Source organism: Aliamphritea hakodatensis (assembly GCF_024347195.1).
GTDB classification, from domain to species: Bacteria; Pseudomonadota; Gammaproteobacteria; order Pseudomonadales; family Balneatricaceae; genus Amphritea; species Amphritea hakodatensis.
In genome coordinates this window covers 2,832,519-2,858,770 of sequence record NZ_AP025281.1, presented here as the reverse complement: position 1 = coordinate 2,858,770, position 26,252 = coordinate 2,832,519, and the positions used below count along the sequence as shown (strand labels likewise).

Here is a 26,252-nt window from a genome sequence, read left to right as displayed (position 1 = left end):
GCATAAGAAGGGCGGTTGACGCCCGTGATACGGCACTAACGAGCGGAGTTTTTATGCAGGTCGAGCAGTTCTTTTCTAACCTCTGGCAGGACTATATTCAAATCACCCCACAGGCAAAAAGCATTCAGGAACTGTTTGTTGCTACTGATGGCGAAGTCATTAATGATCATGTTGCCTTCCGGACATTTGCCGGTACGCCGTTGCAACTGGATAATCTGGAGCCGGTGATCCTGAGTATGGGTTACGAGCGTCAGGACAGCTATGAGTTCAAAGCAAAGAAACTGCGGGCGCACAGCTTTATTCATCCTGATCCGAAGCAGCCAAAGATTTTCTGTTCTGAGTTGCTGACGGAACTGCTGAGCGAAGAAACACAGGCAATTATTGCCCGTTATACTGCGCAGATAGAGCCGCAGAATTTGACCCCGGCAGTATTTTATTCAGCCCGTCACTGGGATATGCCAACGCTGGAAGATTATCAGACTGTCATGGCTGAAAGTGAGTACGGTGCCTGGCTGCTGGCCGTCGGTGTACGGGTTAATCACTTTACGGTAAGCATTAATCATCTGAGCAGCACTGACAGCATTGCTGACGTTCTGCAGCGGGTAAAAGATGCCGGCTTCGCGGTGAATACTGTTGGTGGCGAGGTAAAAGGCACGCCGGCTAATCTGCTGGAGCAGGGTTCCACTATGGCAGACCGCCAGGTATATGAATTCGGTTGCGGTGCGCAGCAGGAAATTCCAACCTGTTTCTATGAGTTTGCCAAGCGCTATCCTGATGCTCAGGGGGTTGTTTATCAGGGATTTGTGGAAGCAAACGCGGATAAGATTTTCGAATCAACTAACTGATTCACTGACGCTTTTTCTGGAATCCGGCCGGTCTCTGATCGGTCGGATTTTTTTATTCCTGATGCTTTCTGGTTTATGCTTTGCCGTAGTGAAAAAGTGATGCTGTATAAAGGAGGGCTGAGATGTCCGTGTGTGAAGGGAATACAGAGTTCGCGAAAGACATACAGAAAGCCTGTGAATCCGGTGAAGATGCCTACGGTAATCAGATCAGTCATGTATTTGTGAAGCGCCCGCTGTTTATGGTGTATCAGATAGACGATGCGGATATTAATAACAGTCTGCGGGTCTATGTTTCTGAAGACCCGCGCAGTCAGGAGATCGACAAACGTTACAGCTACATCCGGCATTTTTATTTTAATGCCAAGGGGTTGCTGGCCCGGTCGCCAAACCTGAACGCGATGAAGTACCGCATCGCCAAAACCGTGGAAGACTGTTTAAAGGATGAGGCGCTGGATAAATCCTCAGCAGAGCAGACTTTTAAACATCTGATTCACATTATTGAAGAAGAATACGCCAAAGCAACTAAGAACCGGTTTTACTATCTGTTGCCGCATTTTGTGACCGTGCCGGTCTTATTTCTGCTGTGCCTGCAACTGATGGAGCAGCGCAGCCCGGAGAATGAATGGTGGGTAATTTTTACGTCATTACTGGCGGCTGCCCTGGGCGGTTTCATGAGTGTCCTGAAGAATGCTTCCAGACTGAATTTTTATGAGTACAGCCAGAAGCGTAAATACGTATTTCTGGGGGCGGAGCGCCTGCTGTTATCCTTTGTGGCGGCAGCCATTGCGTTCATTGTGCTGAAATCCGGTGCGGTGGTGGCGCTGACCGGTTTTGACAGCTACTGGCAGGTCATGCTGGTGCTGGTGGTGGCCGGCTTTTCCGAAACGCTGGTGCCGGGTATTTTGCAGAAAATGGAGAAAAGGGTTTCTTCAGAGCAACAGGATCAGAAATAAAAAAATGCCGGTATAAGCGCCGGCATTTCGGGTGTCTGTGTTCTGTTTAACAGAACTGTTTACGCGACCTGGGCGTTGCTTTCCGGTCGGGCTTTGCGAGTTTCAACGTAGCGTACCTGAGCCCGTCCTTTCAGTTGAAGGGCATCCAGTTCTGTCGCTGCCAGTTGTAACTGTCCCTTGCTACTGATGCTGGCCGGGGCCAGTGCCAGACGGTAGTTGGCCAGATCACCGTTACTGATTATGTATTCCTGTTGCTGGCTGCCGTTCGCGCACTGTACGGTGGTTATTTCTGCAGTACGGCTCTCCTGAACAGTATGAATTTCATCCCGTGTGATCTGCACGCTCGGGCCACCGTCAAACAGGTCAACGTATCCGGTAAACTGAAAACCTTCTTTCTTCAGCATGTTCAGGGCCGGCGCTGAGCTGTCGTGGGGTTTACCGATAACGTCCCGTGCGGCTTCCGGCAGCAGGTCAATGTAGATCGGGTACTTGGGCATCATGTCAGAAATGAACTGCGAACCTTCCAGCGCTGCCGTGCGGACCGCTTCCTGAAAATCCATGGCAAAGAACTTATGGCCCAGATGCTGCCACAACGGTGAATTGCCGTTTTCATCCTGCCAGCCCCGCAGTTCTGCCATAACGGTATCGGCGAACAGGTGAGGGAAGTCTGCCATTAACAGGAAACGTGCCCGGGAAAGGAATTTACCTACACCGGGTTTACGGTATTCAGGGAGCAGGAACAGCGAGCCGATTTCAGTCGCGCCGGTGTAGTCGTTCACCATGCTCAGCACTTTAGCCTGGCGGATCATATCCAGTTGCTGGCTGCTGCTGACCAGTGTTGAAACCTTATAGGAATAGAAGGGTTGCGACAGGCCAATGCCGGTGTAGATGGCGGTCGTGCCGACCACTTGTCCGGTCAGGTTATCTTCCAGCACCATGAAATAGGTGCTACTGGCATCTGCGTTACCGGCAAAGGCCTTCTGTGAGGCGGCAATTTTGCTTTCCCAGGCAGCTTCATCGGCTGGCATTGACGTCATACCGCGACCGACAACGGCTGAAATGTGCATCAGGTCATTCAGATCGCCTGGCTGGCAGGGACGGATAATCAGCATAGACTTTACCTTCTTATAATGGGCCAGCCGGGTCTGCGTGAATATGTGCAGAATATAGTGTGGGCTGGCTGCAGTAATCTTTTATATTGAGTCTATTTTAAAGGGTATGTGGCCGAATGAGCTGTGTAATTTACCCGTCTGTCAGACAGAATATTCATGATTTTAAGGTAAGTCGAAATAATATTTCGCCTAGTCGGTTTTCAGAAAATTACCAGCCTTCTGGCGTATATCCTGAAGATATACCTATATATACTGGGGCTTAGCGCTGATGCACAGTTAAAAGCTGATGTTTGTCGATATAAAAATAAAGCAGAAAAGAGAGTTAAAATGCAGTTAGATCGTATTGACCGAAATATTCTTTCGGTGCTGCAGGGTGAAGCACGGATTACCAACCAGGAACTGGCGGACCGGGTGGGGCTGTCGCCAAGTTCCTGCCTGAACCGGGTGCGGAAGTTACAGGAGGCTGAGCTGATCGGCCCGTATCTGGGGATTGTGAATCTGGCAAAACTGTTTCGCAGTGTAACAGTGGTGGCAACCGTCAGCCTGAAAGATCAGAGCACTGAGGCGTTCCGTTGCTTTCAGGAAGCCGCTCAGGCCATTCCGGAAGTTGTTGAATGCCATGTGGTCAGCGGCAGCTTCGATCTGTTTATGCGCATTGTCGCACCGGATATGCTGCGCTATAACGCCATCAATGATCAGTTGCTGGATGTGCTGCCCGGTGAGGTAAACATCAGCAGCCATGTGGTTCTGCATACACCGAAAGAGTTCAGTGGTTATCCGCTGAATGAGCTATGGGAGGGGTATAACTGATGATACAGCCAGTATTAGTTGAACAAACCGTGAGTGCTGAGGATTTTATACGTCTGAGGGCGATAACCGGGCTGAGTCCCCGGCCGGCAGAGGTTGTTGCCCGCGGGCTGGCCGCCAGTCTCTATGGCGTCTGCATTGTTGATTGCGGTAAAGCGGTCGGTATGGGGCGGATTATCGGTGACGGTGCACTGAACTTCGATATTGTGGATGTGGCGGTTGATCCGGCCTGTCAGGGGCAGGGGCTGGGCCGCGTGATTATGGATGCGCTGATGGCATGGTTAGAGACTAATGCACCCAGGGAATCTTACATTACCCTGATGGGGGACGTGCCGGCGCTGTATGAAAAGTATGGATTCAGGCTGACCAGACCCCGCAGTGAAGGGATGTATTACGACTGGTCAGCCCGCAGGCACCGTTAAGTTACTCGACCGGTACCGCGACCCGGCCGGTACCTTTGGCATCGGTTAATACCGGGTAGTGCTGAGTGAATACCATATCATCCTGCGCGCCGGCGGTGTGGCAACCGGAGCATTTTCCGGTTGGAAACTGTTCACTGGTTTTCTGGAAGAGCTCGCTGTTTTCCAGTTTCGGGAAACGGTAGAAGCCCCACTGCCCCGGTTCATTGGCAAACTTGACCGGGTCTTTCAGCATGCCTGCCACGGCGACCACTTCACCGGCACCGTAGCCGGAGCCGGTCATCCCCTGATAGCGGGTAATGCTCATGACTTCTTTGAGTATCATGGTGCCGGTACGGAATTCACCGGTTTCTTTCCAGTGTTTAAACGCCCCCCGATCCATATAGATGGTGCGCATTTCGTTGAACGGTGCCTTACCGTTGTTAAGTTCGTTGGGTGATACGTTGGCACCGACCTGAATCCATTCCCGGTAATCCAGCGGTAATTCCAGCCGGTTATCGGCGTTGAATTTAGCTGGCGGTGGCAGGTCTTCTGCCAATGCTGAGCTGCTCATGAGTCCGGCACTGAGCAGGCCGACTGCAGTGGAACGAAGCAGTTTACCGGTAAATCCGGTGTGTGTAATTATGCATTTTTTCATTATTTTTATTCCGGGCAAATGTCTGTAAGGCGTGCTTTTGCAGCGGCTTACCGGAGCAGGCCGAAAGCACATCTTCAGCATAAATAGCGGATTGCCGGAATTAAATACCAGTTAAGTGCGGGGAAAGTACGGGGTCAGGTAACTTTTCAGGCTGACGGACGCGCTGTTCAGGCCGAGTTTTTTACGGATGTTCTGGCGGTGGTAATCAACGGTTTTTTTGCTGATGTGTAAAAGCGCAGCAATCTCTTTACTGGATTTTCCTGCCTGAATATAACTGACAACGTTGTGTTCAGCAGGGCTGAGCAGACGCAGGTTCTGCAGCGGTGTGTTATCGGCGGGCAGCAGTTGCTGGCGGATCAGTTGCAGACATTCCTGTTGTGCCTCACTGAGGGGGTCGCTGGCCAGTTGTTCCAGCAGGGGCGAGATGTGCTGACTGAGTTCGGCACAGGTTTCCTGTTCCAGCACCTGCCGGTCACTTTCCCGTTGGCGTAACAGCACCCGCAGGGCGGTGTTGATTTCGTCCAGATCAGTTGCGCGGTTGTTTATCTCCGTATTCAGGGACTCCAGATGCTGTTCGAGCCGGGACTGCTGTTGCCGGTGGGTCTGTAATTCCTGCAGCAGTTTCAGGTCATGATTAATCAGTGACTGGAATTCTTCCATCAGATGGCGGTAATCCAGTGCCCGGTTATCGGCCTGGTAGTCCATCACACAAATGGTGCCGAAGGGTTCTGCGTCCGGCCAGTTAAGCGGATAACCCAGATAGAAGCTCATACCGTTCTCGACGTCAGGGGCGTTTTTCCAGTCCCGGGTCCGGTGCGCATCTTCTACCAGTAGGGCACTCTGGCCTTTCACGACCCGGTCACAGTACATGTCACTGCAACGTTTATTGAAACCTCTGGGGCGGAACGGGTTTTCGGCATTGCTGCTCCGAAGGAGCAAGCTGATGTCATCCTGTCTGACCTGGGTAATCAGTACCGCAGGGGTATTGCTGAGCCGGGCCAGCAGGTCGATAACGTGTTGCCATTTTTGCAGCAGGCTGGCGGGTACTTTCGGTCGGCGGGATGTAGTCATATCTGGCTCCCGATACAGTTGTTATTATGTACGGGATAATAAACCTGCCTGAGGATTTGTTCGTGAGCCAACAGAATTGAGGCTTTAGAGCCACCGGGGCTGTGAATTCTGGGATGGAGGGGATGGCAGGCGCAGAAAAGCGCGCCTGCCGGGCTGAACGTAATGGGGGAAGGTCAGTTCGCCTGGTGATGTTTACGCAGGTTCTGAATAATATCTTTCAGCTGCTGGTTGGCATCATATTCCTTTTCGTCCTTCAGGTGGGACAGTTCAATCAGCCGGTTGAGGGATTCCAGTATGTTTTCACCCAGTTCGCCAGAATGGACTTTTTTGGCTTCTTTGGGGGCGTCTTCACTGTTATCGGTTTTGACCGTCAGCTTTTCCCCGTCGGTCACCGTGCTGGTTTCAGTACGGCGGGTAACACGGGGCTGATTGTTTTCCGGCATCATCAGGTCAAAAATGCTGGCGAACCGGGGCGTGTCCCCTGTATTGGTAACGTCGGTTATGGCGGCAGGCTGGCCAGCTTGCTCCGGGATCTCCGGTGGCGGTGGTGCGTCGGGATGGATGGCCAGATCCACTTCCTGAATGCTGCCTGCCTGGCCATCTTCCATCAGAAACATACCGCTGCTTTTAACCTGTCCCAGCAGTTGGTTGCTGCTGTCGGTCAGGTCAAAGTTACCGCTGCCGGAGCCGAGATATATGGCACCGACGCCGGCCTGTTTCAGGCTGATCAGCTGATCATTACCGGCTTCGTCCCGGCTCCATATTTTCAGTTTGTCGAAGATCTCATCAGACTCATCGATCCATTTATTGCCGTCGTCATCATACCGGGCAAGGTGGGCAAAGCCGTCGGTTCCCTGGGTACCGAACAGTTCGCTGCCATCGTTGATGACGTTGTCGTTGTTGATGTCCAGCGCCAGAAATCCGCTGCCCCCGGTGGCGAATGAGATGTTCTCTTCGCTGCCGTCGGCATCCAGATCAAAACTGAAGCTGGTGCTGGTGAGTGCCGCACCGGCGCCGCCCAGATTAATCATCAGCGGGTCCATGACTTCCCGTTCACTATGGCGAATCTGCATGCTTTCTTCGAGTTCAAAGCTGCGCTCCATTTCCAGTTCCATGGCAAAGTTAATTTGCCGGCCGTCTGCGGTGGTCACGGTGCCCTGGGTGTTTACCTGCAGCTTTTCTTCCTCTTTATAGAAATGCTGTTCGGTGATATCTACCCGGGCGTTGGTGGCAGCCGCCGCACTGATGGCGGTGAGTTCGGCCTGTGCCTGATTTAACTGAGAGACATTCTGATACACCTGAGCCTGCTGAAGGTTAAGACTCTGGGTCGGGACCGGCAATTGAATATTAAAGCGCACCGACTGGGCATCGAGCCCCAGTGTTGTTCGGGTAAGGGTTTCAATATTCCGGGTATTTTCCAGCGTCCGGCTTTGCCCGTTCTGAGTGATAACCGACTGGCTGGAAAGGGAGTTACTGTCCCGGTGGCGCATTTTTGCCTGATAAGAAAGGTCAGTCACCGTTTCCGTCAGGCTAAGGCCGGTACCTGTGCCGAGGCCGCCACGGCTCTGGGCTGAAGAGGCGCTGGTCATCTTTTCGTAATGGTGGCTGTCTTCCCGGTTATGGAGGGTCCTGAAGGCGACCTCAGATGATGAGATTTTCACGATAATCGTCCTATGATAATGCTGGCAGTGATAACAACAGACACAGAATCAATATATGAGCCAGATATGAGTGAATAATCAGGTTATCGGCGAAGCTGAACAAAAGCTGAGTGACAGGAGCGAAAAAAATATCCCTGATGCGTGCTGAATCAGGCAGTCACTGACAAGTATTGCTGGCTGGTTAATTGTGCAGTACCGGAAACCTGTACCCGGTTGATGCGTCCCTGATGAATCTGCAGTGTGCTGTTAATCTGCGAATTCTGAGCGAGCGCACAGCCTTGCAGGAAATTGTATTCGGTTTGTTGCGGAGAGTGGTGGGCTTGCAGATAGCAGGCCAGTGCACCGTTGCTGCTGCCGGTGGCTGCTTCTTCGGGGATGCCGAACAGGGGCGCAAAGTTGCGGCATTCTGCGGTAAATGCGGCGCCTGCTGGCTGTATCTCAAAGGCATGCAGGCCAATCAGGTTATGCTGCTGGCAGAACTGACTGAGCGCTGTCTGATCCGGGGTTAGCCGGTTCAGGGTATTTACCGGCAAGGGTAGGAGAATATCCGCCAGACCGGTTGAGACCGCCTGTATAGGTAAGCCGGTGCTGAGTTCAGTTGCGGGCAGGTTAAGCAGAGGGGCGATCACTGCCGGATCGAAGGTTTGCAGGAATTCAGGGCGTTGCTGATCCATAGATACCTGGCCGGTTTCACTCATGCTGACTTGCAGAAGACCCGCGCCGGTGTCCTGAATATAGTCTCCGGCGGTGAGGATCTGTTGTTGCCACAGCAGGCTGAAGGTTGCCAGTGTTGCATGGCCGCAAAAATCCACTTCTGCGGTCGGAGTAAAAAAACGCACTTTGAGATCGGCGGCTGAAGCTTGTTCAGGGGGGCAGACAAAGGCTGTTTCCGGATAGCCCATTTGCCGGGCAATGTTCTGCATCTGCCGGGTAGTGAGGCCGTCTGCATCCGGTACAACGCCAGCGGGATTTCCGCCTTTATCCTGATAGGTGAAGGCGTTAACTGTATATACCTGAATGCGTTTGATGGTCATCTTGGTCAGTCATCCTGCAGTAAAACGAAAAACGCCGGCAGTATACCGGCGTTTTGTACTGATGTGCAGGTCAGCCGTGGCAGCGGCCTTCACGCTGGAACGGATACACAGAGCCCAGTTGTAAAATCTGTGTCAGTTCATCCAGTGCGGTACGGGATTCTGTCAGTAACTGCGGGTCTGCCAGATCTTTTTCGCGCAACTGATCACGGTAGTGTTTGTCTACCCAGGTGTTCAGTGTAGTGAACAGGCTGTCGCTCATGCGGGTATGCTGGTTGAACGCCGCCAGTTCGGCGTCATTCATGGCAACCCGCAAACGCAGGCAGGCAGGGCCGCCGCCGTTGCTCATGCTTTGCTTCAGGTCGAAGACTTTCAGTTCACTGATGCTGGCATCGCTGCTGATCAGTTCCTGCAGGTAGTTCCAGACTGCCGGATTTTTCTCACATTCTTCCGGGATGACCAGCAGGGTGCTGCCGTCTGGCTTACTTAGCAGCTGGCTGTTGAACAGATAGCTTTGCACTGCATCCTGCACGGATACCTTGTCGGAAGGGACTTCGATGATTTCGAAGTCGCCGTTCATAGCGGTCGTCAGCTGAGCGTTAACCTCAGCCTGATTGAGAAATGCTTCCTGGTGACAGAAAAGCAGTTTGCCGTTGCCCACCGCGATGACGTCATTATGAAAGACGCCCTGATCGATAATCGCCGGGTTCTGCTGGGCATAAACCACATGGCTGTCGCTCAGACCGTGCTTACGGGCAATCGCCTGGCTGGCTTCCAGAGTTTGCCGGGCCGGGTATTTTTGCGGTGCCGGTTTGCTCATATCAAAGCCGTAGCGGCCGAAGACGAAAAACTCGATGCCTTGCTGGCCATAGTCATGGCAGAAACGGGTATGGTTGGCAGCACCTTCATCGCCAAAGTGCTCGACCCCGGGCAGTGCATGGTGATGCTGGAAGTGCTGACTGTCGGCAAAAGTTGCCTGCAGGATACGGCCGGTAACGCTGTGTTCAATCGAGCGGTGAAACTTGTTGGTCAGGTTGGCCGGGGTGAAGTGTACTTTGCCGTCCGCAGTATCTGCGCTTGGGGATACGGTCGCGGCGTTGGCGGTCCACATGCTGGACGCTGAGCAGCAGGCCGCCAGAATGCGGGGCGCCTGCTCAGCGGCACTGGCCAGTACGCTGGCATCAGAACCGGTGAAACCCAGCCGGCGCAGGGTGGCAATGTCCGGGCGTTCCTGAGGGGCCAGTATACCCTGTACAAAGCCCATATCGTGCAGGGCTTTCATTTTCTGCAGGCCCTGTTTGGCTGCCAGCTTCGGATTAGACGCTGCAGCCTGATGCTGTTCAGAGGCAACGTTGCCGAAAGAGAGGCCGGCGTAGTTGTGAGTCGGGCCGACCAGGCCGTCAAAATTAGCTTCGCGTGCTGTCATCGAAGGTACCTGAATGTAGAACGTTAAAGGGGTTGGTCAGAACCTGTCTGGCTAACAGGGTAGCACCGGGCAGTGGCTGTCTGCACTGCCTGATGCGACATGCACAGCCGGAAAGCCGGCTGTGCTGTGTTACTGTCAGTCCAGTGTCAGGCCCGGTGACAGTGCGGCAGGCATGGCCAGACTGTCTGCTTCGATACCGGCGACCGGGTATGAGCAGTAGTCCGCCGCATAGTAGGCGCTGGCACGGTGGTTACCGCTGGCGCCGACGCCGCCGAACGGTGCAGCACTGCTGGCACCGGTAATCTGCTTGTTCCAGTTAACGATGCCGGCGCGGATCTTCTTATAGAAGGTGTTGAACTGGTCTTCACTGTCGCTGAATAAGCCGGCAGACAGGCCGTAGCTGGTGTTATTGGCCGCCTGGATTGCCGCGTCGAAATCTTCGTAGCGAACGACCTGCAGCAGCGGGCCGAAGTATTCTTCGTCCGGCAGCTGTTCGATGGCGGTCACGTCCAGTAGCCCGGGACTGACCAGACCGGTGCCGGCCTGCAGTTTAGCTGCTGCAACCAGTGCACTGGCACCCAGTGACAGCAGGTTTTCCTGCGCGGCGATAATGCCGTCGGCTGCCGCTTCAGAAATCAGGCTGCCCATAAACGGTGCCGGTTCTTCAAACTGGCCGCCAACTTTAATCTGGCTGACGGCTTTGCTCAGTTCAGCAATGAACTGATCACCGGTGCTACCGTTTGGTACGAACAGACGGCGGGCACAGGTGCAACGCTGACCAGAAGTGATGTAGGCAGACTGAATGGTTTCGTGAACGGCCGCTTTAACGTCGCTGATGTCACCTACAATAAGTGGGTTGTTACCGCCCATTTCCAGCGCCAGAATCTTGCCCGGATGGCCGGCGAACTGTTCATGTAACAGGTGTCCGGTACGGGAGCTGCCGGTGAAGAACAGACCGTCCAGACCGGCGTGGGATGCCAGCGCAATGCCGGTGTCTTTTTCACCCTGGGTCAGGTTCAGGACACCGGCTGGCAGGTCGGTTTTGTCCCACAGCTGAATCATCAGCTCGGCGACTTTAGGGGTCAGCTCGCTGGGCTTCAGGATGACAGTGTTGCCCGCCAGCAGCGCCGGTACGATATGGCCGTTAGGCAGGTGGCCCGGGAAGTTATACGGACCGAATACAGCCACCACACCGTGGGGCTTGTGGCGCAGCACCGCCTGAGCACCGGCCATGTCACTGCTTTTCTCGCCGGTACGTTCTTCGTAAGCGCGGATGGAAATTTCGATCTTGCCAGCCATGGCAGCCGCTTCTGTCAGGGTTTCCCACAGTGGCTTGCCGGTTTCTGAGGCAATGGTTTCCGCGATCAGTTGCTTGTTTTCAGCCAGCTGTTCGCCGTACTGACGCGCGATGGCGCAGCGGTCGCTGAAGCTCACTTCTGCCCAGTTCTGGGCCACTGAACGGGCGGCCTCTACTGCCGCGTTGACCTGTGCAGGGCTGGCGGCGGCAGATGTCCACACAGCGTCGCCGTTAAATGGATTCAGTGAAGAAAATACCGGGCCTTCGCCGTTCAGCCACTGGCCGTTGATGTATAAAGATGCAGTCATGTTAAAACCTCCGTGCGGATGAAAGCGGTACAACCCGTACTGTGCTTCCGTCATTAATCTGTAGGGCGTCGGCGACCTCCTGTGGCAGGGCGGCGACGTGCTTACCCACCGGGGTAAGGGCGGTCATGCAGCAGCGGAATTCTGTAAAGTCCGTGGTGCTGACCAGATAAAGTTCCCCTTCAGGGGCGCGTGCGGATATCTGTACCTTGACGTACTGGCTTTCCTGAATGGCACGGATATCGTTAGTCTGGGCTTCCAGCGTCGGGCCGCCGTCGAAAATGTCCACATAGCCGGTGTAGCGCATGCCTTCTTTTTCCAGCAGTTTGCGGGCCGGGGTGGTGGCTTCGTGGGTCTGGCCGATCGCCTTTTGGGCGGCTTCCGGCAAAAGGTTGGTGTAAATGGTGTTCTTCGGCATCAGTTCGGCAATGAATACCTTGTCCATGGAGGACAACTGGTCAGCCTCGGAAAAGTCCAGCGAGAAGAAGTGACGTCCCAGACCTTCCCAGAAAGGTGAGACGCCGTTTTCATCGGAGTAACCGCGCATTTCCGCAATCACATGGTCGTTGAACAGGTGCGGGAATTCGGCCATGAACATAAAACGGGATTTGGACAGTAACGATCCCTGACGGCTGTGACGGGCTTCCGGTGCCAGGAACAGGGTACACAGTTCAGAGTAGCCGGTGTGGTCATTGGTAATGGTCAGGGTGTTGATGGTGTTATAGACCTTCAGTTCCCGGGAAGCATGAATCAGGGTGCCTACGCGATAGTTGTACCATGGATCAGTCAGGCCGACGGCTGCTTCAATGCCACAGATGCCGACCACTTCACCGGATTCTGTATCTTCCATTACAAAGAGGTAGAGGGCGTCCTGAGGCGGTGTGTTGCTGTCATAGGCACGCAGGGCGTCATCCAGTTTGGCTTTTACCTGAGCGTCGTTATCTTGCAGGGAGGTGAATCCCGGACCGGTTTTGCGGGCCAGTTCGCGCAGGGCCTGGTGATCTTCAGCCCGTATTGGGCGCACAATCATCATATTAAAAAGCCTCTATAATCAATTTGTTAAGGTATTTTATTAAAGTATATTTTAGGCATTAAACGGCCAGTAACAGGGCTTCGTCACCATCGCTGAGCTGCAGTTGCCGTGCCTGCTCAGCTGTCAGCACCGGGTGCTGCGGATCAACGTCTGCAAGCAGGCAGCGGAATTCCCCTAATGCGTGATTGCTGATCAGCATGGCGATTTCATTGCCGCCCGGTTGCGGTGTTGCATCCTGCACGCGGACAGTCTGAGTGTTGCTGGCACGGACTGAGCGAATGTCGTCTGTGCGACTTTCAAGTGTTGGGCCGGCGTCAAAAATGTCCACGTAATTGCGGAACCGGAAGCCTTCGTTTTCCAGCAGATCCAGCACCGGTTGCTGATCCGGGCGGGTCTTGCCCAGGGCGGCTTTGGCGGCCGGGCTGAGCATCGGAACATACACCGGATAATGCGGCATCAGGTCGGCAATGAAGCCTTTGGAGTTAATGCCGGTCAGGTAGTTTGCCTTGGTAAAGTCCATGCTGAAGAAGTGCCGGCCCAGACTTTCCCAGAAAGGTGACTGGTGATTTTCATCGGCTACGCCCTGCAGTTCAGAAATGATCCGGCTGGCAAAGCGTTGCGGTTGCCGGGCGATAAACATCATCCGGGCACGGGAGATCAGTTGCAGGTTTTCCGCGGTACGGGCTTGCTGGTCCAGAAACAGGGTGCAGAGCCGGGCTGCGCCGGTGTAATCCTGACAAAGGTGCAGGGCCGGTACCTTGTTGTGGATCTGCAGCTCGCTGGAGGCATGGACCACTTCATCAATGCGGTAAGAATAAAACGGGGTGGTGATGCCCACGGTGGCATCAATACCACTGACGCCGAGTATCTCGCCGCTGTCTGTATCGGTGAGGACAAAGTGATAGCTTTCTTCACCGGGCATTTCCACCGTTTTACGCAGTGACTGCTGGGTACGGTTGATCAGTTCGCCGATATGATCCCGGTTGGCGGGCAGGGTTGTCATGCTGCCGCCGGAAATCACCGCCAGCCTTTCCAGGCCGGCAAGGTCAGCAAAGGTAACCGGGCGTACGACCAGCATCAGTGTTCTCCTGCACAGCTGTTTTTGGCATCAGTAAGCCAGCGGATGTCTTCGCTGCTGGCCAGTTTCAGCAGCATCAGGCCACTGAGCTTGGCCCGCTCTGTCAGAGAACGGACTTTCATATATTCGTCACTGGAGTGAATTTTGCCACCCTGAACGCCCAGGGTGTCAATGTTAGGCACACCGGCTGCTGCCAGGTTGTTGCCGTCACAGCAACCACCGGTTGGCAGCCATTCGATTTTCATACCCAGATTGCTGCCGCATTCCTGCGCCAGTTCAAATAACCGGGTATTGGTCGGGGACAGTACTTTCGGCTTACGACCAAAGCCGCCGAACAGTTCCAGTTCAAGGCCGTCGCGGTTGTTGATGTCTGTCAGCAGGCGCTGAATGTGTTCCAGGCACCAGGCTTCGTCTTCCGGCTGTTCGAGGCGGATATTAAAGCGGAAAACACAGAGGTCAGGGACGATGTTCACCGCGCCGCCGCCTTCAATGAAGCCGGGGTTAATGGTGACGCCTTCTCGCTGGCCATTCAGGTCGTCCAGCTGGCTGACGAAGTCACACATGGCACGGATCGCGTTGCGTCCCAGGTGGTGTTCACGGCCTGCATGGGCGGCTTTACCGGTGGCTTTGACGCTGAAGTTGCCACTGCCTTTACGGGCGCCGGCCAGGTTACCGTCCGGAAAGCTCGGTTCGTAAATCATGCCCAGGTGGGCGGTTTTCGCTGCGTCCTGAATCAGGGCAGCGGAGCCCGGTGAACCGATTTCTTCATCCGGGTTGAACAGTATCTGCCAGCCGATCCTGTCGGCGTAGGGGCTGCGTTCAAGCGTTTCAATGGCTTTAAGCATGACGATAATGCCGCCTTTAAGGTCGCTGACCCCAGGCCCGTTGATGGTTTCATCGTCTAACCAGGTGACCGTTTGGAAGTCGCTGTCGATGGCGAATACTGTGTCCATATGGGCGCAGAAGAATACCTGTAACGGTGCTTCAGGCCGTTTTGAGATCCGTACTGCATCCCCCAGTGGCAGGGATTGCAGAACGCCGTTAGCATCCAGTAGCTCATACGGGCTGACCGGCAGGGTTTCGATCTTACCGCCAAGCACTTGCGCATATTCCTTCAGCTTGTCGCCAACGCTGTTAACGCCGGCAACGTTCAGGCTACCGGAGTTGATGTTAGCAAGCTCGATGGTTTTGCCCAGCATGTCCGGGTATTCGTCGTCCAGCCAGGTCAGCCATTGGGTAAGATCGTGATTCATAGTCAGCCCTTATTCTGCCGCTTGTTCAGCTTCAATAACCTGAGCAATGGCCTTGTCCAGACGGGCCATGCCTTCAGCAATGTCTTCGTCCGGGATAATCAGGGACGGGGTGAAACGCAGCACATTAGGGCCTGCAACCAGAATCATCACGCCGGCATCACGGGCACCAGCCAGGAATTTAGCTGCCTTGCCGTGCCATGCTTCGGTCAGTTCAGCACCGATTAGCAGGCCGCCACCACGCACATCTTTAAAGATGCCGTATTTTTCATTCAGTTTTTGCAGTTCAGATTCGAAAACAGCCCGTTTATCACCCACCTGATTAAGTACTTCCGGGGTGTTAATGATATCCAGAGCCGCTTCTGCCACCGCACAGCCCAGCGGGTTGCCGCCGTAGGTGCTGCCGTGGGTACCGAAGTTCAGGCTTGGGGCAACTTTATCAGTACACAGCATTGCACCGATCGGGAAGCCGCCACCCAGTGCTTTGGCGGTGGTCAGGATGTCCGGTTTAACATCAGAGTGCATGTATGCATACAGCTTGCCGGTCCGGCCAACGCCGGTCTGTACTTCATCCAGTACCAGCAGGGCATTGTGCTGATCACAGAGTTCACGTACGCCGCGCATGAAGTCTGCATCCGGAGACAGTACGCCGCCTTCACCCTGAATCGGTTCCATGACCACTGCGCAGGTGCGCTCAGAAATGGCTGCTTTCAGGGCGTCCAGATCGTTAAAGGGTACGTGGGAGATGCCGCCCGGTACCGGCTCAAAACCGATCCGGTATTTCTCCTGACCACCGACTGATACCGTGAACAGGGTACGGCCGTGGAAGCCTTGATGGAACGCAATGATTTCGTTCTTTTCCGGACCAAAGTTGTCGTAGGCGAATTTACGGGCCAGTTTGAAAGCGGCTTCGTTGGCTTCACCGCCGGAGTTGGCAAAGAATACCTTGTCTGCAAAGGTGGCTGCAGTCAGCTTCTGTGCCAGGCGCAGGGCCGGCTCATTGGTGCAGGTGTTGCTCAGGTGCCAGAGCTGGTCGGCCTGGCCTTTCAGCGCTGCCACCAGTTTAGGGTGGGCGTGACCCAGTGCGTTTACTGCGATGCCACCGGCGAAGTCGATGTATTCGATATCATTCTGATCCCAGACACGTGAACCGGCACCGCGTACAGGGATGAACTGTTGTGGGTTGTAGTTAGGTACCATTACCTCATCAAAATCTGCCCGGGTAACCTGTGTGCTGGTCATTGTTATCTTCCTAATCAGTGTTGTTATCGTGACTTGCTGTGTTTGTGTATCTGCAAGCCGTGTTGTCTTATTAAAATACTAACAAAACCTATCGTGGAGATAAGATGTTAAGTTTATGTCCTGCGACATAAACTTTTAGTTTGTTGCCATTTTGGGCCTGGTTCGGGGCAATCTTCGCGACAGAGCCCCGGTGGCTGCGTATGATTAATACAAGTTTTCGTAAGGACTTTAGATTTTTGTCATTTACGGAATGTGGTCCTGATTTATCGGTAAATGGTTGTACAGATGGCAGCGGAACAGATTACGCCTCAACAGATAGTGACGTTAGCGAACAAGCCGGAACGGCCGTACCGTTTCGGCTTTCTGCTGCTGCCTAACTTTTCATTAATTGCGTTTTCTTCCGCTATCGAGCCGTTACGAATGGCTAACTGGGTGACCGGTGAAGACTGTTATGAAACGGTCCTGATCAGTCATGACGGTGAAGCGGTGGCCAGCAGTTTCGGTGTGCAGACATTGGTAGATTGCAGTCTGGCGACCATGCCGACGCTGGATGCAGTATTTGTCTGCGGTGCCAGCCCCATCGCCCGGACCGGCAATGAGGCGATTATTGCCTGGCTGCGCCGTCAGGCGAATACGTCACTGGCGATCGGCGGTATAGGTACCGGTTCCTATATTCTCGCCTGTGCCGGGTTACTGAATGAACACCGTGCCACCATTCACTGGTGGGATATGGCCAGCCTGAAGGCAGAGTTTCCTCAGACTCAGGTAATGAATACCCTGTTTGAAATCGACGGCAAGCGGTATACCTGCAGTGGTGGTACTGCTTCAATGGACATGATGCTGTTTCTGATCGGTCAGCATTTTGATATGTCACTGGCCGGCGCGATTTCGGAACAGTTTATCTGTGAGCGAATGCGTGCCGGGGATGACCAGCAGCGGATACCGCTGAAAAACCGTATCGGCGCCAGCCAGCCGAAACTGATCGAGGCGGTCAGCCTGATGGAAGCTAATCTGGAAGAGCCTCTGAGCAGTGAAGATCTGGCGGAGCTGGTGGGTATTTCCCGCCGGCATCTGGAGCGGCTGTTTAAACAGCATCTGCAAACCGTCCCGTCGAAACACTATCTGGAGCTGCGGCTGGAGCGTGCCCGGCAGCTGTTACGCCAGAGTGATAAACCGGCCGCTGAAATTGGCAACGAATGCGGTTTTTCCAGTGCCTCTTATTTCAGCACGGCTTACCGGAATCATTACGGCGTTTCACCCCGTGAAGAACGTAACCGGGTGGAAGTCACGGAGGGCATTATGCCCAGCGGGTTAGGCCGCTCGCGGAATTCTTTCTGAAGGCCTGAGCGCTCAGGTTAACGGGGTTATTTTTCCTGTTGCCAGGTGATATCTATCCTGCGTTGCTGATTCACACAGTCTTGCAAGTACAGGTTGATAAGGCTCTGGTACGGGATGCCTGTATCGGTGGACATCGCTTTAAAATAGCTGAGAATTTCTTCATCCAGACGGATTGTTACCGGTTTTTTTAATCGCGCAGCATAGGGATTGCTTCGTGACTCCATACTGGCGAAATCATATTCCTCTTTCATCCCCGGTGCTCCATATAATAGTTGTGCTCTTTTTTGGTTGCCTTGCGCGCTGAGATGATCCGGATAATATTGCCATTGTTCCGCTCGCAATAGCACACAACCAGAACATGGGTGTGAGCGCTCATGCCCAGCATGATAAAGCGGTCTTCTTCTGAAGAATGCTCCGGATCGAAAAACTGCAGTGCCTGTTCATCCGTGAACACTGTTTGGGCTTCTGGAAAAGATATCCCATGTTTCAGTATGTTCGATTCAGCTTTAATTGAGTTCCATTCAAATATAAGCATACATACAGTGTATGTACGCCTATGCTGATGTCAAATACCCATCGTATTGCTTGATGGTTTCCCGTAGCCAGATCAGCCCCGGATCGTTATCGAACAGGGGGTGGTGGAGGATCTGCATGTCGATGACCGGCATATTGGCCGGCGGGGTGACAATCCTTACCGGCAACAGATCACAGAACAGCCGGGCCATCTGGTAAGGCAGGGTGGCGATGGCACCGGTTTGGGCGACAATCCGGGCGGCCGCCATATAGTTGGTGGTGCGGACGCTGTGATGGCGGCTGAGCTGCTGACTCTGCAACCAGCTGTCGACGGGGTTGGCGGTGTCGCCGACCTGATCGAAAAACACCACGTGATTAATGTCCAGATATTCCTGCAGACTGAGCTGATTGCTGATGCGGCTGTTTTGCTGGCCGGCCAGACAGACAAGATGTTCGCTGAGCCAGTCTTCGGTGACCAGATGCTTGGGAATCCGGTGGCTGGCATCAACACCAACCACCAGATCGACGCTGCGGTTTTCCAGTTTTTCCCGGCTGCTGGCATCGGTGATCATTTCGACATTAATCCGGACCCCGGGAGCCGTTTGCTGTAACCGGGCAAAGAGCCCCGGAAAAATAACGGCTTCAAAGTAATCGGTACAGGCGATGGTGAATACCCGGTTGCTGCGGGCCGCATCAAAAGCTTCCGGTTTGGCAAGGGTGCGGTCGATCAGCTGCAGGGCGCGGCGGACTTCCGGCAGCATTTCCAGCGCTCTGGGGGTGGCCTGCAAACCGTTGGCAGTACGTACCAGCAGCGGATCGTCGCAGTATTCCCGTAACCGGTTCAGGGCGTGACTCATCGCTGACTGGCTGAGGAAAACTTTTTCAGCAGCGCGGCTGACATGGCATTCGCTGATCAGGGCTTCGAAGATGATCAGCAGGTTCAGGTCGAACTGTCTCAGTGCCTGCATAGGGCAATAATCCTGATGGTATTAATCTTATGCATAGTTGTATTGAAACTATGCGTTTCACTAATTATAACCCCGGAGTTACCTTGGTGAGCAATAACAATAATCCGGGTAGCAAGAGGCTGCCCGTATCGAGGTGAGTAATGTCAGCTTCTATGAATATTGCCGACGCAGATATGCCTATTTATGGCGGTCTTGGAATGACGTTTATGGAATTCCCGCAGGTTACCAGTTTACAGACCAGTGATGCCGATGTGGTGGTGACCGGAGTGCCGTTTGATATGGCGACTTCCGGCAGGCCGGGTGCCCGTTTCGGGCCGACCGGTGTACGTCAGGCATCTGCACAGCTGGTGTGGGAGGGCGCGCGCTGGCCCTGGACTTTTGCGCTGGATAATCACCTTAAAGTTGAAGATTCCGGCAATGTTTCTTTTAAGCACGGTGAGCCGCAGACCCTGGTGGATAACCTGGAAGCCCATATCAGCCAGATTCTGGAAAGCGGTAAATCTGCGCTGACCTTTGGCGGCGATCACTTTATCACGCTGCCGGTATTACGGGCTTACGCTAAAAAGCACGGTCCGGTTGCGCTGATTCACTTTGATGCTCATACCGATACCTACGACGGCGGCAGTAAGTACGATCACGGCACCCTGTTCCATCATGCGGTGGTGGAGGGGCTGGTGGATACAGAGCATTCTTTGCAGATTGGTATCCGTACCTCCTATAACCGTAAGAATCACCCTTTTGAGGTGCTGGATGCTGCCTGGGTGGGTGATAACGGCCCGCAGGAAACCCTGAAGCGGATTCACGAGCGGGTTGGCAATAAGAAAGTCTATGTCAGCTTTGATATTGACGGCCTTGATCCTGCGTTTGCGCCGGGTACCGGTACGCCAGTGGCGGCGGGTATCAGTATTGACTGTGCCCTGAAGGTGATCCGTGGCCTGCAGGGGCTGGATCTTATCGGCATGGATGTAGTCGAGGTCGCCCCGGCTTATGATCACGCTGAAATCACTTCACTTGCAGGCGCAACCCTTGCGCTTGAGTATCTGTACGTTCTGGCTGCCAACGGCGGCGCTGTCTAGTCGCTTAAAATAGCTTGTCTGTTACCCGCGTCCTCAGGGTAGCAGGCAGGCATCTGCTGAATTTCTGATTTATCCGCTTTCAGTCATGTGCCCCTTTCCATTATGTATTTGGTTGCACAGGATGAGTTGTGGCTGAAGCATCTGTTCTGAGAATAAAAATAATCCGGGAGATCTGTGATGCGTGTACTCAATAATCTTAAATCAACGCCTCTGGTGAGCGGCATTTCTGCTGCTGTGCTGGCGCTGGGTATCAGTGGTTCAGTGATGGCCGAACAGCAGGTGCTGAACGTCTATAACTGGTCGGACTATATCGATCCTGCGGTGCTGGAAAACTTCCAGAAAGAGACCGGCATTAAGCTCAATTATGACGTCTACGATTCGAATGAAGTTCTGGAGGCCAAGCTCATGGCCGGCGGCAGTGGTTATGATGTGGTGGTGCCAACGGCTGCCTTTCTTGAGCGGCAGGCTAAGGCGGGAATCTATGCGCCCATCGATATGAGCCTGCTGAGTAATGCCGGTAATCTGGATGAAGATATGCGCGCCAAGGTTGCCCGGCATGATCCCGGTAATCAGTACAATGTACCTTATACCTGGGGCACGATCGGTCTGGGCTATAACGTTGCGGCATTAAAACAGCGCCTGGGAGACGTGCCTTTCGACAGCCTTGATCTGCTGTTCAAACCGGAAGTGGTCAGTAAACTGCAGGACTGTGGGGTCAGTGTACTGGACTCGCCGGCGGAAGTGGTGTCTATGGCGCTGCATTATCTGGGGCTTGATCCGAATTCCGAGAAAAAATCTGACCTGAAAAAAGCCACCGCTTTACTGCAGTCGGTGCGGCCTTATTACACAAAGTTTACCTCTTCACAGTTTACTTCTGATCTGGCCAATGGCGAGTTGTGTCTGGCAATGGGCTATAACGGCGATGTCCTTCAGGCCCAGAGCCGGGCCGCTGAGGCCGGTCAGGGCATTGAAATTGAGTACCGGATACCTAAAGAAGGTTCGCTGGTGTGGTTCGACCTGATGGCTATTCCGGCGGATGCACCCCATAAAGAGGCTGCCCACAGGTTTATTGATTACATCCTGAGGCCTGAGAATGCAGCGGCGGTCTCTAACTTCGCGTATTTTGCGGTTGCCAACAACAAGGTTGATCCTTATCTGCTGGATGAAGTTAAAAATGATAAGGGCATTTATCCCGATGAGGATGTGAAAGCCAGCCTGTTCACCCAGAATACGCATACCGCTAAATACGACCGTTTGCTGACCCGTGCCTGGACCATGATCAAGGCTAACCGGCAGTAGCCGTTTTGCCCCCGTCATCTGCAAGTCTGGCTGAAGCGGACAGGCCTGCAGGGCGGGGGTGTTTTCATCACAGCATCCGGGGTGAGCCGCTGCTGTGGGTTGATGGTCTTATTTTTGCTTATCTTTTCCTGAGATATATTTTTGCCTGTCATCCGGTGGGCACAGACTTAAGGAAAAGCTATGTATATTCAGCAATCAGCCGTGGTACAGCCAGCGGTTTCCTCAGCTCCCCGTGTCCGTTCAGCGGCAAACGGCGATCGTCAGGCGGCAACGTCTGGCCAGCCAGAAGCGGTCACTGTGTCGGCGCAGGGTCGCGAAATGTCTGCCAGTCAGGCGATTTATACCATGGAGACCGGCGCTGGCCGTAAAGATGTTGATCTGGACAGTTTTTTTAAGCCCGGTTCTCATCTGAAAGACGGTGTGCTGGATACCGGCGCATTGCTGATGCCCAGCGCAGAGAATGTCAAAGCGCTGCAGCAGCATATCAGTCAGCGTTTTCCTGATTTTCTGGCGGCCAATAACATTCCAGAAGCGCCGGAAAAAATTGAGTTTGATAATCAGGGACAAATTGTTCTGCCCGCAGATTATCCATACGCGGAGCAACTCAAAGACGCGCTGGGGCAGGATCAGGAAATGTCCCGGATGCTGTCGACCGTTAACGGCCTGAGTTCCCATCTCGCTGCGTTACAGAGTTTGCAGCCTATGCATGATGCGCTGGATGCTGCGGATTCTCAGGCAGAAATTGATTCAATCCTGCAACGTTTCAGCCATTTGCTGAATGATAACGCCCGGTATCCCGAGGTCAGCCTGAGCTTTTCTGAAGACGGTCAGTTACAGATGATGGCTGATAACAGGGCGATGGTTTAGATCAGGGGCAGGCAAATAGCCTAAAATGACAAAATGGGTAATTGATCTTTGTTATCTAAATAAAAATCATTATCATTATTGATGTGCGCTTCTGGCATTCGCCAGTCGCGCATTCTGATGTTCAGCCTGTCACCGGGGTTTTGCCGGTGTGATCTGAGAGATAATGATTGCGTGAAAAAGCGTTCAGTTTCCCCGCTTGTCATGGTGTTCCTTGCCACCTGTATTCTGTTGCCCAGCAGTTGGGCTGCTTACCGTGTAACGGCTGGTCTGGAGCAGCGTGAGTATGAGCGCACCCTTGAGGAACGGGCGGCAGGGCAGTTCAGTGTCGTGCGTGCAGCCCTGAACGAGCTGGTGGGCGGTCTGTCTTCCCTGCGCAGCTTTATTGAAATCAGTGGCAGCGTGAAGCGCTGGGAATTTGATCACTTTATTGTCTCGCAGAATATATCGGATTACGGCATCGCTTCGTTTGAATGGTTACCTAAGGTAGCGGTAGAGGCGGCTGAGGCACTTACCCGGCAGGCCCGCGCTGAAGGGCAGTTTGATTTTGCTGTCCGTGCCCCTGATACGGGGCTGCACACACCGTTCCCTGATTTGTTCCCGTTACTTTACAGTTCTTCTTCTGATATGGACGGTATCACGCTGGGCACCAATCTGGTGGCGGTGCCTGAATACAGCAATGCTTTTGTGGCCGCGGCAGAGAATGCCGGTTTGCAGATCGCCATTGTTGAGCAGTCAGACGGGAATGAGCACCTCTCCCGCCTTGTTTTTGGTGTATTCGAGCCGCAGTCAGATATGCCCCGCTATGCATCGCTCTATGGCTATGTATCCGCAGCGATCGACATCGGCAATGCGCTGGAAGTGTTGCTCGGGCAGCAGGCGGTTCAGGCCGGCCTGTGCGTGCAGGTGGCTGATATGACCGGTGCCGGTGTGGGGGTCCTGTTCCGCAGCAACCATTTATCCGGTAGCCGCTGCCGGTATGATGTTGCCCCTGAGGCGACACGTTCGATGGCGTATACACTGGGCGGACGTCAGTTACGGTTTACCTTTTATGATCAGACCCGGCCGGGCTACACCCGCTGGTTTGCCCTGTCGAACCTGGTGGGTCTGGCGTTGCTCGGGGTGAGCATCATGGTGCTGATGTATATCTATACGTCGCGACGCTATGCCCTGAAGATAGAACGTTTATTTACCAACAGAACCCTCCGGCTGCGGGCGGTAAAGCATGAGTACAGCCAGCTGTTTATGCTATCGGTCGATGGCATTTACCGGGCCTCGGTGTCAGGCCGCCTGCTGAAGGCGAACCCTGCCTTTGCGGCTGCGTTCGGTTTCAGCTCCCAGGATACTTTGCATCAGGAGGTGAAGAGTGTGCCCGGACAACTGCATCATGATCCTGACGTGTTCAGTGCGCTGGTTCATGAACTGAAAGCCTCCGGCCGGGTAGTCAATTTCGAATGGCAGGGGACCGATTCAGCCGGCCAGCCGGTCTGGCTGGTTGAAAACGCCTACATCGTTGATGATGGCCAGGGGGACAGCTATTACGAAGGCTCTATCAGTGTCATCACCGAACGTAAACTGGCACAACTGAAGTTACAGCATCAGGCTGAACGGGATGCGCTCACCGGCTTGTACAACCGGCCAGCATTTGTGGCCCGGATTGATCACCATCTGAATACGTATGGTGCGCTGGGGACCGGGTTGTTTTTCATCGATCTGGACCGTTTTAAAGCGGTCAATGATACCTACGGTCATGCTATCGGTGATGAGCTTTTGCAGCAGTTCTCTGCGCGGCTGACAGATTGCTTCCGGGAGTCGGATCTGATCGCCCGCTTTGGCGGCGATGAGTTTGCTGTATTTGTGACGGAGGTGCAGGGCAGTGCCCGTCTGCAGTTACTGGCTGCCCGGGTGTTGGAAACCATGCAGGAGCCCTTTGTATTCAGTGACGGTAATTGTTTTCAGACCACAGCAAGTTTGGGGCTGAGCCTGCTGGATAAGGCCTGTCAGAGCGCCGAAGACGGCCTGCGTCAGGCGGATCTGGCGATGTATGAGGTAAAGCGCAATGGCCGTGACAGCCAGGTGCTCTATGATGACCGCCTGAATGCCAGAGCCCAGCGCCGTATCCGGCTGGAAGTGTGTCTGCGCAGTGCGATTGAAAATAATGAGCTGGTACTGTGTCATCAGCCTGTGGTGGCGCTGAATGACTCTAAAATTAAGGGCAGTGAGGCTTTGCTGCGCTGGTCCAGCCCGTTGTTGGGTGACGTCTCCCCGGTGGAGTTTATCCCGTTGGCGGAAGAGCTGAACCTGATTCAGGCAATCGGTGACTGGGTATTGCAGCAGGCGGTTACTGATCTTGCCGGCCTTGTCAGGCTGACCGGTAATCAGCGTTTGTTCGTTAACGTGAATGTATCTCCCAAGCAGCTGCTGAGTGACACAATCCTCCGGCAGGTTAGCCGGTTGCTGAGCCGCTGTCAGCTGCAGCCTCATAACCTGCGCCTTGAAGTCACCGAGAGCGCCCTGTACAGCCATGAAGAGCTGGCGATTAAACAGTTGCAGGCTCTGCATGAAATGGGGATCGGCATTTACATTGATGATTTTGGCACCGGCCACAGCTCACTGGAGCGGCTGGTGACCTATCCGCTGAGCGGGCTGAAGATCGACCGTTCTTTTGTCAGTAAGCTGGCACCGGATAATACCCAGGCCATTATTTTGCAGGCAACGGTCAAAATGGCCGAATTGCTCGGCCTGACTGTTGCCGCGGAAGGTATCGAAACCTTCCGGCAACAACAGTTTTTCGCTGATCTGGATTGTCGGTACGGGCAGGGCTTTCTGTTTTATAAACCACTGGTGCTGAGTGAATATACCCGGGTGCTGGGAGATGATTCCGCTGCAGGGGATATCACTGTACAGGTGCAACCGCTGCCGGTGTAAATGTGTAAGGTTTGAATCTGATGAGTACTGATCTGATGAAGCGTACAGCTGTTCTGTGTGGCGGCGTGTGTCTGTTGCTGAGCAGTGTTGTGCCGGCGGCTGAAATTAATATTTATTCTTACCGCCAACCATTTCTGATTAAGCCGATACTTGACTCGTTTGAAGCGGTGTCGGGTATCCAGGTGAATGTTGTCTACGTCAGGAAGGGGCTGGTGAAGCGGCTTGAAATAGAAGGCGACCGTTCTGTGGTTGATCTGATTCTGACAGCCGATATCGGCCCGCTGTATGCCCTCAAGCAGGCCCGGCTGATTCAGCCGGTCAAAAGCGATGTACTGAAAGAGAATATCCCTGCGAAGTACCGTGATGCCGATTCTCAGTGGTTTGGTCTTACCGCCCGGTCCCGCATCCTGTATACCTCGAAAGAGCGTCTCGCCGCGGATGCTATCGGTCGCTATGAAGAACTGGCTGACAGCCGCTGGAAAGGGCGGGTGTGCAGCCGTAGCGGCAAGCATAAGTATATGCTGTCTCTGGTGAGCAGTCTGATTTTGGCCAACGGTGAGACGGCGACTGAACAGTGGCTCAGGGACGTGAAAGATAATTTGGCCCGGCGACCAACCGGTAATGACCGGGCGCAGATTAAAGCCATCAGCGACGGCGTCTGTGATGTTGCCCTGGCAAACTCATACTACTTTGGCAAGATCCTGACGAATGAACGTAAGCCTGAACAGCAAGTTTGGGCGGGGGCGGTCAGGCTGGTTTTTCCTAATCAGGCGGACCGCGGGGCGCACATGAATATCAGTGGCATAGCCCTCAGCCGGTATGCACCTCACCGGGAAGAGGCTATCCGGCTGATGGAATATCTCAGTGCTGAACAGGCGCAGTTTATGTATGCGCAGGGCAATTTTGAATTTCCGGTGCGGGTTAATACCCCCCGGGCTGAACTGATCGAAACATACATGGGCGACTTTAAAGAGGATGATCAGCCGCTGGGGCAGATAGCTGCACGTCGTCAGCAGGCTCTGCAGCTGGTTGAAAAGGTCGGTTATGATGAATGATTAAATGTCGGAATGAGCAGAAAAAATCATTGCAGACTTCAGAT

Annotated in this window: 24 protein-coding genes; 10 read left to right on the top strand and 14 right to left on the bottom strand. The window is 53.9% G+C overall.

Features of this window, described 5'->3' with window-relative positions; all coding sequences use genetic code 11:
- Positions 1-53 precede the first annotated feature (53 nt).
- Together PCI15_RS13205 and PCI15_RS13200 are read left to right on the top strand one after the other, a co-directional pair.
- Entirely contained in the window at positions 54-845 is a 792-nt protein-coding gene (locus PCI15_RS13205; RefSeq protein WP_271270423.1) for a DUF1338 domain-containing protein, read from the top strand.
- Between the two features lie 122 nt (positions 846-967).
- The gene (locus PCI15_RS13200) at positions 968-1,798 is read left to right on the top strand and encodes a hypothetical protein (RefSeq protein WP_271270422.1); all 831 of its coding nucleotides are present in this window, start codon (positions 968-970) and stop codon (positions 1,796-1,798) included.
- A 59-nt stretch (positions 1,799-1,857) separates the two neighbouring features.
- Here PCI15_RS13200 and astA (PCI15_RS13195) read toward each other — a convergent pair whose 3' ends face one another.
- Positions 1,858-2,910, bottom strand: a complete 1,053-nt coding sequence (gene astA / locus PCI15_RS13195) for an arginine N-succinyltransferase (RefSeq protein ID WP_271270421.1) — start codon at positions 2,908-2,910, stop codon at positions 1,858-1,860.
- A gap of 327 nt (positions 2,911-3,237) precedes the next feature.
- Here astA (PCI15_RS13195) and PCI15_RS13190 point away from each other — a divergent pair, with 327 nt between their 5' ends.
- Entirely contained in the window at positions 3,238-3,720 is a 483-nt protein-coding gene (locus PCI15_RS13190; protein ID WP_205656593.1) for an Lrp/AsnC family transcriptional regulator, read from the top strand.
- On the top strand, positions 3,720-4,139 hold the full coding sequence (locus tag PCI15_RS13185) for a GNAT family N-acetyltransferase (RefSeq protein ID WP_271270420.1): 420 nt from the start codon (positions 3,720-3,722) through the stop codon (positions 4,137-4,139). The genes PCI15_RS13190 and PCI15_RS13185 overlap by 1 nt, the downstream gene beginning before the upstream one ends.
- Before the next feature lies 1 nt (position 4,140).
- On the opposite strand, the gene PCI15_RS13180 is transcribed toward PCI15_RS13185, so the two are convergent.
- From PCI15_RS13180 to PCI15_RS13135, 10 genes are all read right to left on the bottom strand, one after another.
- A complete protein-coding gene (locus tag PCI15_RS13180) occupies positions 4,141-4,773 on the bottom strand; it encodes a cytochrome P460 family protein (RefSeq protein WP_271270419.1) in 633 nt (210 codons plus the stop codon).
- Between the two features lie 111 nt (positions 4,774-4,884).
- Positions 4,885-5,844: a helix-turn-helix transcriptional regulator gene (locus PCI15_RS13175; RefSeq protein WP_271270418.1), complete on the bottom strand. Its 960-nt coding sequence runs from the start codon at positions 5,842-5,844 to the stop codon at positions 4,885-4,887.
- Between the two features lie 173 nt (positions 5,845-6,017).
- Positions 6,018-7,505, bottom strand: coding sequence for an SPM autocatalytic domain-containing protein (locus tag PCI15_RS13170; protein WP_271270417.1), 1,488 nt, complete (start codon positions 7,503-7,505; stop codon positions 6,018-6,020).
- A gap of 149 nt (positions 7,506-7,654) precedes the next feature.
- Entirely contained in the window at positions 7,655-8,539 is an 885-nt protein-coding gene (locus PCI15_RS13165; RefSeq protein WP_271270416.1) for a PhzF family protein, read from the bottom strand.
- Positions 8,540-8,609: 70 nt separating this feature from the next.
- Positions 8,610-9,962: an N-succinylarginine dihydrolase gene (gene astB, locus PCI15_RS13160; RefSeq protein ID WP_271270415.1), complete on the bottom strand. Its 1,353-nt coding sequence runs from the start codon at positions 9,960-9,962 to the stop codon at positions 8,610-8,612.
- 135 nt (positions 9,963-10,097) lie between these two features.
- Entirely contained in the window at positions 10,098-11,567 is a 1,470-nt protein-coding gene (gene astD / locus PCI15_RS13155; protein ID WP_271270414.1) for a succinylglutamate-semialdehyde dehydrogenase, read from the bottom strand.
- Between the two features lies 1 nt (position 11,568).
- Positions 11,569-12,597 carry an arginine N-succinyltransferase gene (astA, locus tag PCI15_RS13150; RefSeq protein ID WP_271270413.1) on the bottom strand — a complete coding sequence of 343 codons (1,029 nt, stop codon included), beginning with the start codon at positions 12,595-12,597 and terminating at the stop codon, positions 11,569-11,571.
- A 58-nt stretch (positions 12,598-12,655) separates the two neighbouring features.
- The gene (gene astA / locus PCI15_RS13145) at positions 12,656-13,675 is read right to left on the bottom strand and encodes an arginine N-succinyltransferase (protein ID WP_271270412.1); all 1,020 of its coding nucleotides are present in this window, start codon (positions 13,673-13,675) and stop codon (positions 12,656-12,658) included.
- On the bottom strand, positions 13,675-14,928 hold the full coding sequence (locus tag PCI15_RS13140; RefSeq protein ID WP_271270411.1) for a hydrolase: 1,254 nt from the start codon (positions 14,926-14,928) through the stop codon (positions 13,675-13,677). The genes astA (PCI15_RS13145) and PCI15_RS13140 overlap by 1 nt, the downstream gene beginning before the upstream one ends.
- Positions 14,929-14,937: 9 nt before the next feature.
- The gene (locus PCI15_RS13135; RefSeq protein WP_271270410.1) at positions 14,938-16,167 is read right to left on the bottom strand and encodes an aspartate aminotransferase family protein; all 1,230 of its coding nucleotides are present in this window, start codon (positions 16,165-16,167) and stop codon (positions 14,938-14,940) included.
- A gap of 285 nt (positions 16,168-16,452) precedes the next feature.
- Here PCI15_RS13135 and PCI15_RS13130 point away from each other — a divergent pair, with 285 nt between their 5' ends.
- The gene (locus PCI15_RS13130) at positions 16,453-17,505 is read left to right on the top strand and encodes a GlxA family transcriptional regulator (RefSeq protein WP_271270409.1); all 1,053 of its coding nucleotides are present in this window, start codon (positions 16,453-16,455) and stop codon (positions 17,503-17,505) included.
- Between the two features lie 26 nt (positions 17,506-17,531).
- Here the strand turns inward: PCI15_RS13130 and PCI15_RS13125 are convergent, their stop codons facing one another.
- From PCI15_RS13125 to PCI15_RS13115, 3 genes are read right to left on the bottom strand one after another with little or no spacing between them, the layout of a single operon-like run.
- Positions 17,532-17,756 carry a BrnA antitoxin family protein gene (locus PCI15_RS13125; RefSeq protein ID WP_271270408.1) on the bottom strand — a complete coding sequence of 75 codons (225 nt, stop codon included), beginning with the start codon at positions 17,754-17,756 and terminating at the stop codon, positions 17,532-17,534.
- Positions 17,753-18,040 (bottom strand): BrnT family toxin, encoded by a 288-nt coding sequence (locus tag PCI15_RS13120; RefSeq protein ID WP_271270407.1) that lies wholly within the window; start codon positions 18,038-18,040, stop codon positions 17,753-17,755. The genes PCI15_RS13125 and PCI15_RS13120 overlap by 4 nt, the downstream gene beginning before the upstream one ends.
- A gap of 19 nt (positions 18,041-18,059) precedes the next feature.
- Positions 18,060-18,986, bottom strand: coding sequence for a LysR family transcriptional regulator (locus PCI15_RS13115; RefSeq protein WP_271270406.1), 927 nt, complete (start codon positions 18,984-18,986; stop codon positions 18,060-18,062).
- Positions 18,987-19,126: 140 nt separating this feature from the next.
- On the opposite strand from PCI15_RS13115, the gene speB reads away from it, so the two are divergent.
- The 5 genes from speB (at position 19,127) to PCI15_RS13090 (ending at position 26,208) form a co-directional block, all read left to right on the top strand.
- Positions 19,127-20,062, top strand: coding sequence for an agmatinase (speB, locus tag PCI15_RS13110; RefSeq protein WP_271270405.1), 936 nt, complete (start codon positions 19,127-19,129; stop codon positions 20,060-20,062).
- 177 nt (positions 20,063-20,239) lie between these two features.
- Positions 20,240-21,361 carry a polyamine ABC transporter substrate-binding protein gene (locus PCI15_RS13105; RefSeq protein WP_271270404.1) on the top strand — a complete coding sequence of 374 codons (1,122 nt, stop codon included), beginning with the start codon at positions 20,240-20,242 and terminating at the stop codon, positions 21,359-21,361.
- 180 nt (positions 21,362-21,541) lie between these two features.
- Positions 21,542-22,228 carry a hypothetical protein gene (locus PCI15_RS13100; protein ID WP_271270403.1) on the top strand — a complete coding sequence of 229 codons (687 nt, stop codon included), beginning with the start codon at positions 21,542-21,544 and terminating at the stop codon, positions 22,226-22,228.
- 171 nt (positions 22,229-22,399) lie between these two features.
- Positions 22,400-25,153 carry a bifunctional diguanylate cyclase/phosphodiesterase gene (locus PCI15_RS13095; protein ID WP_271270402.1) on the top strand — a complete coding sequence of 918 codons (2,754 nt, stop codon included), beginning with the start codon at positions 22,400-22,402 and terminating at the stop codon, positions 25,151-25,153.
- A gap of 20 nt (positions 25,154-25,173) precedes the next feature.
- Entirely contained in the window at positions 25,174-26,208 is a 1,035-nt protein-coding gene (locus tag PCI15_RS13090; RefSeq protein WP_271270401.1) for an extracellular solute-binding protein, read from the top strand.
- Positions 26,209-26,252 lie beyond the last annotated feature (44 nt).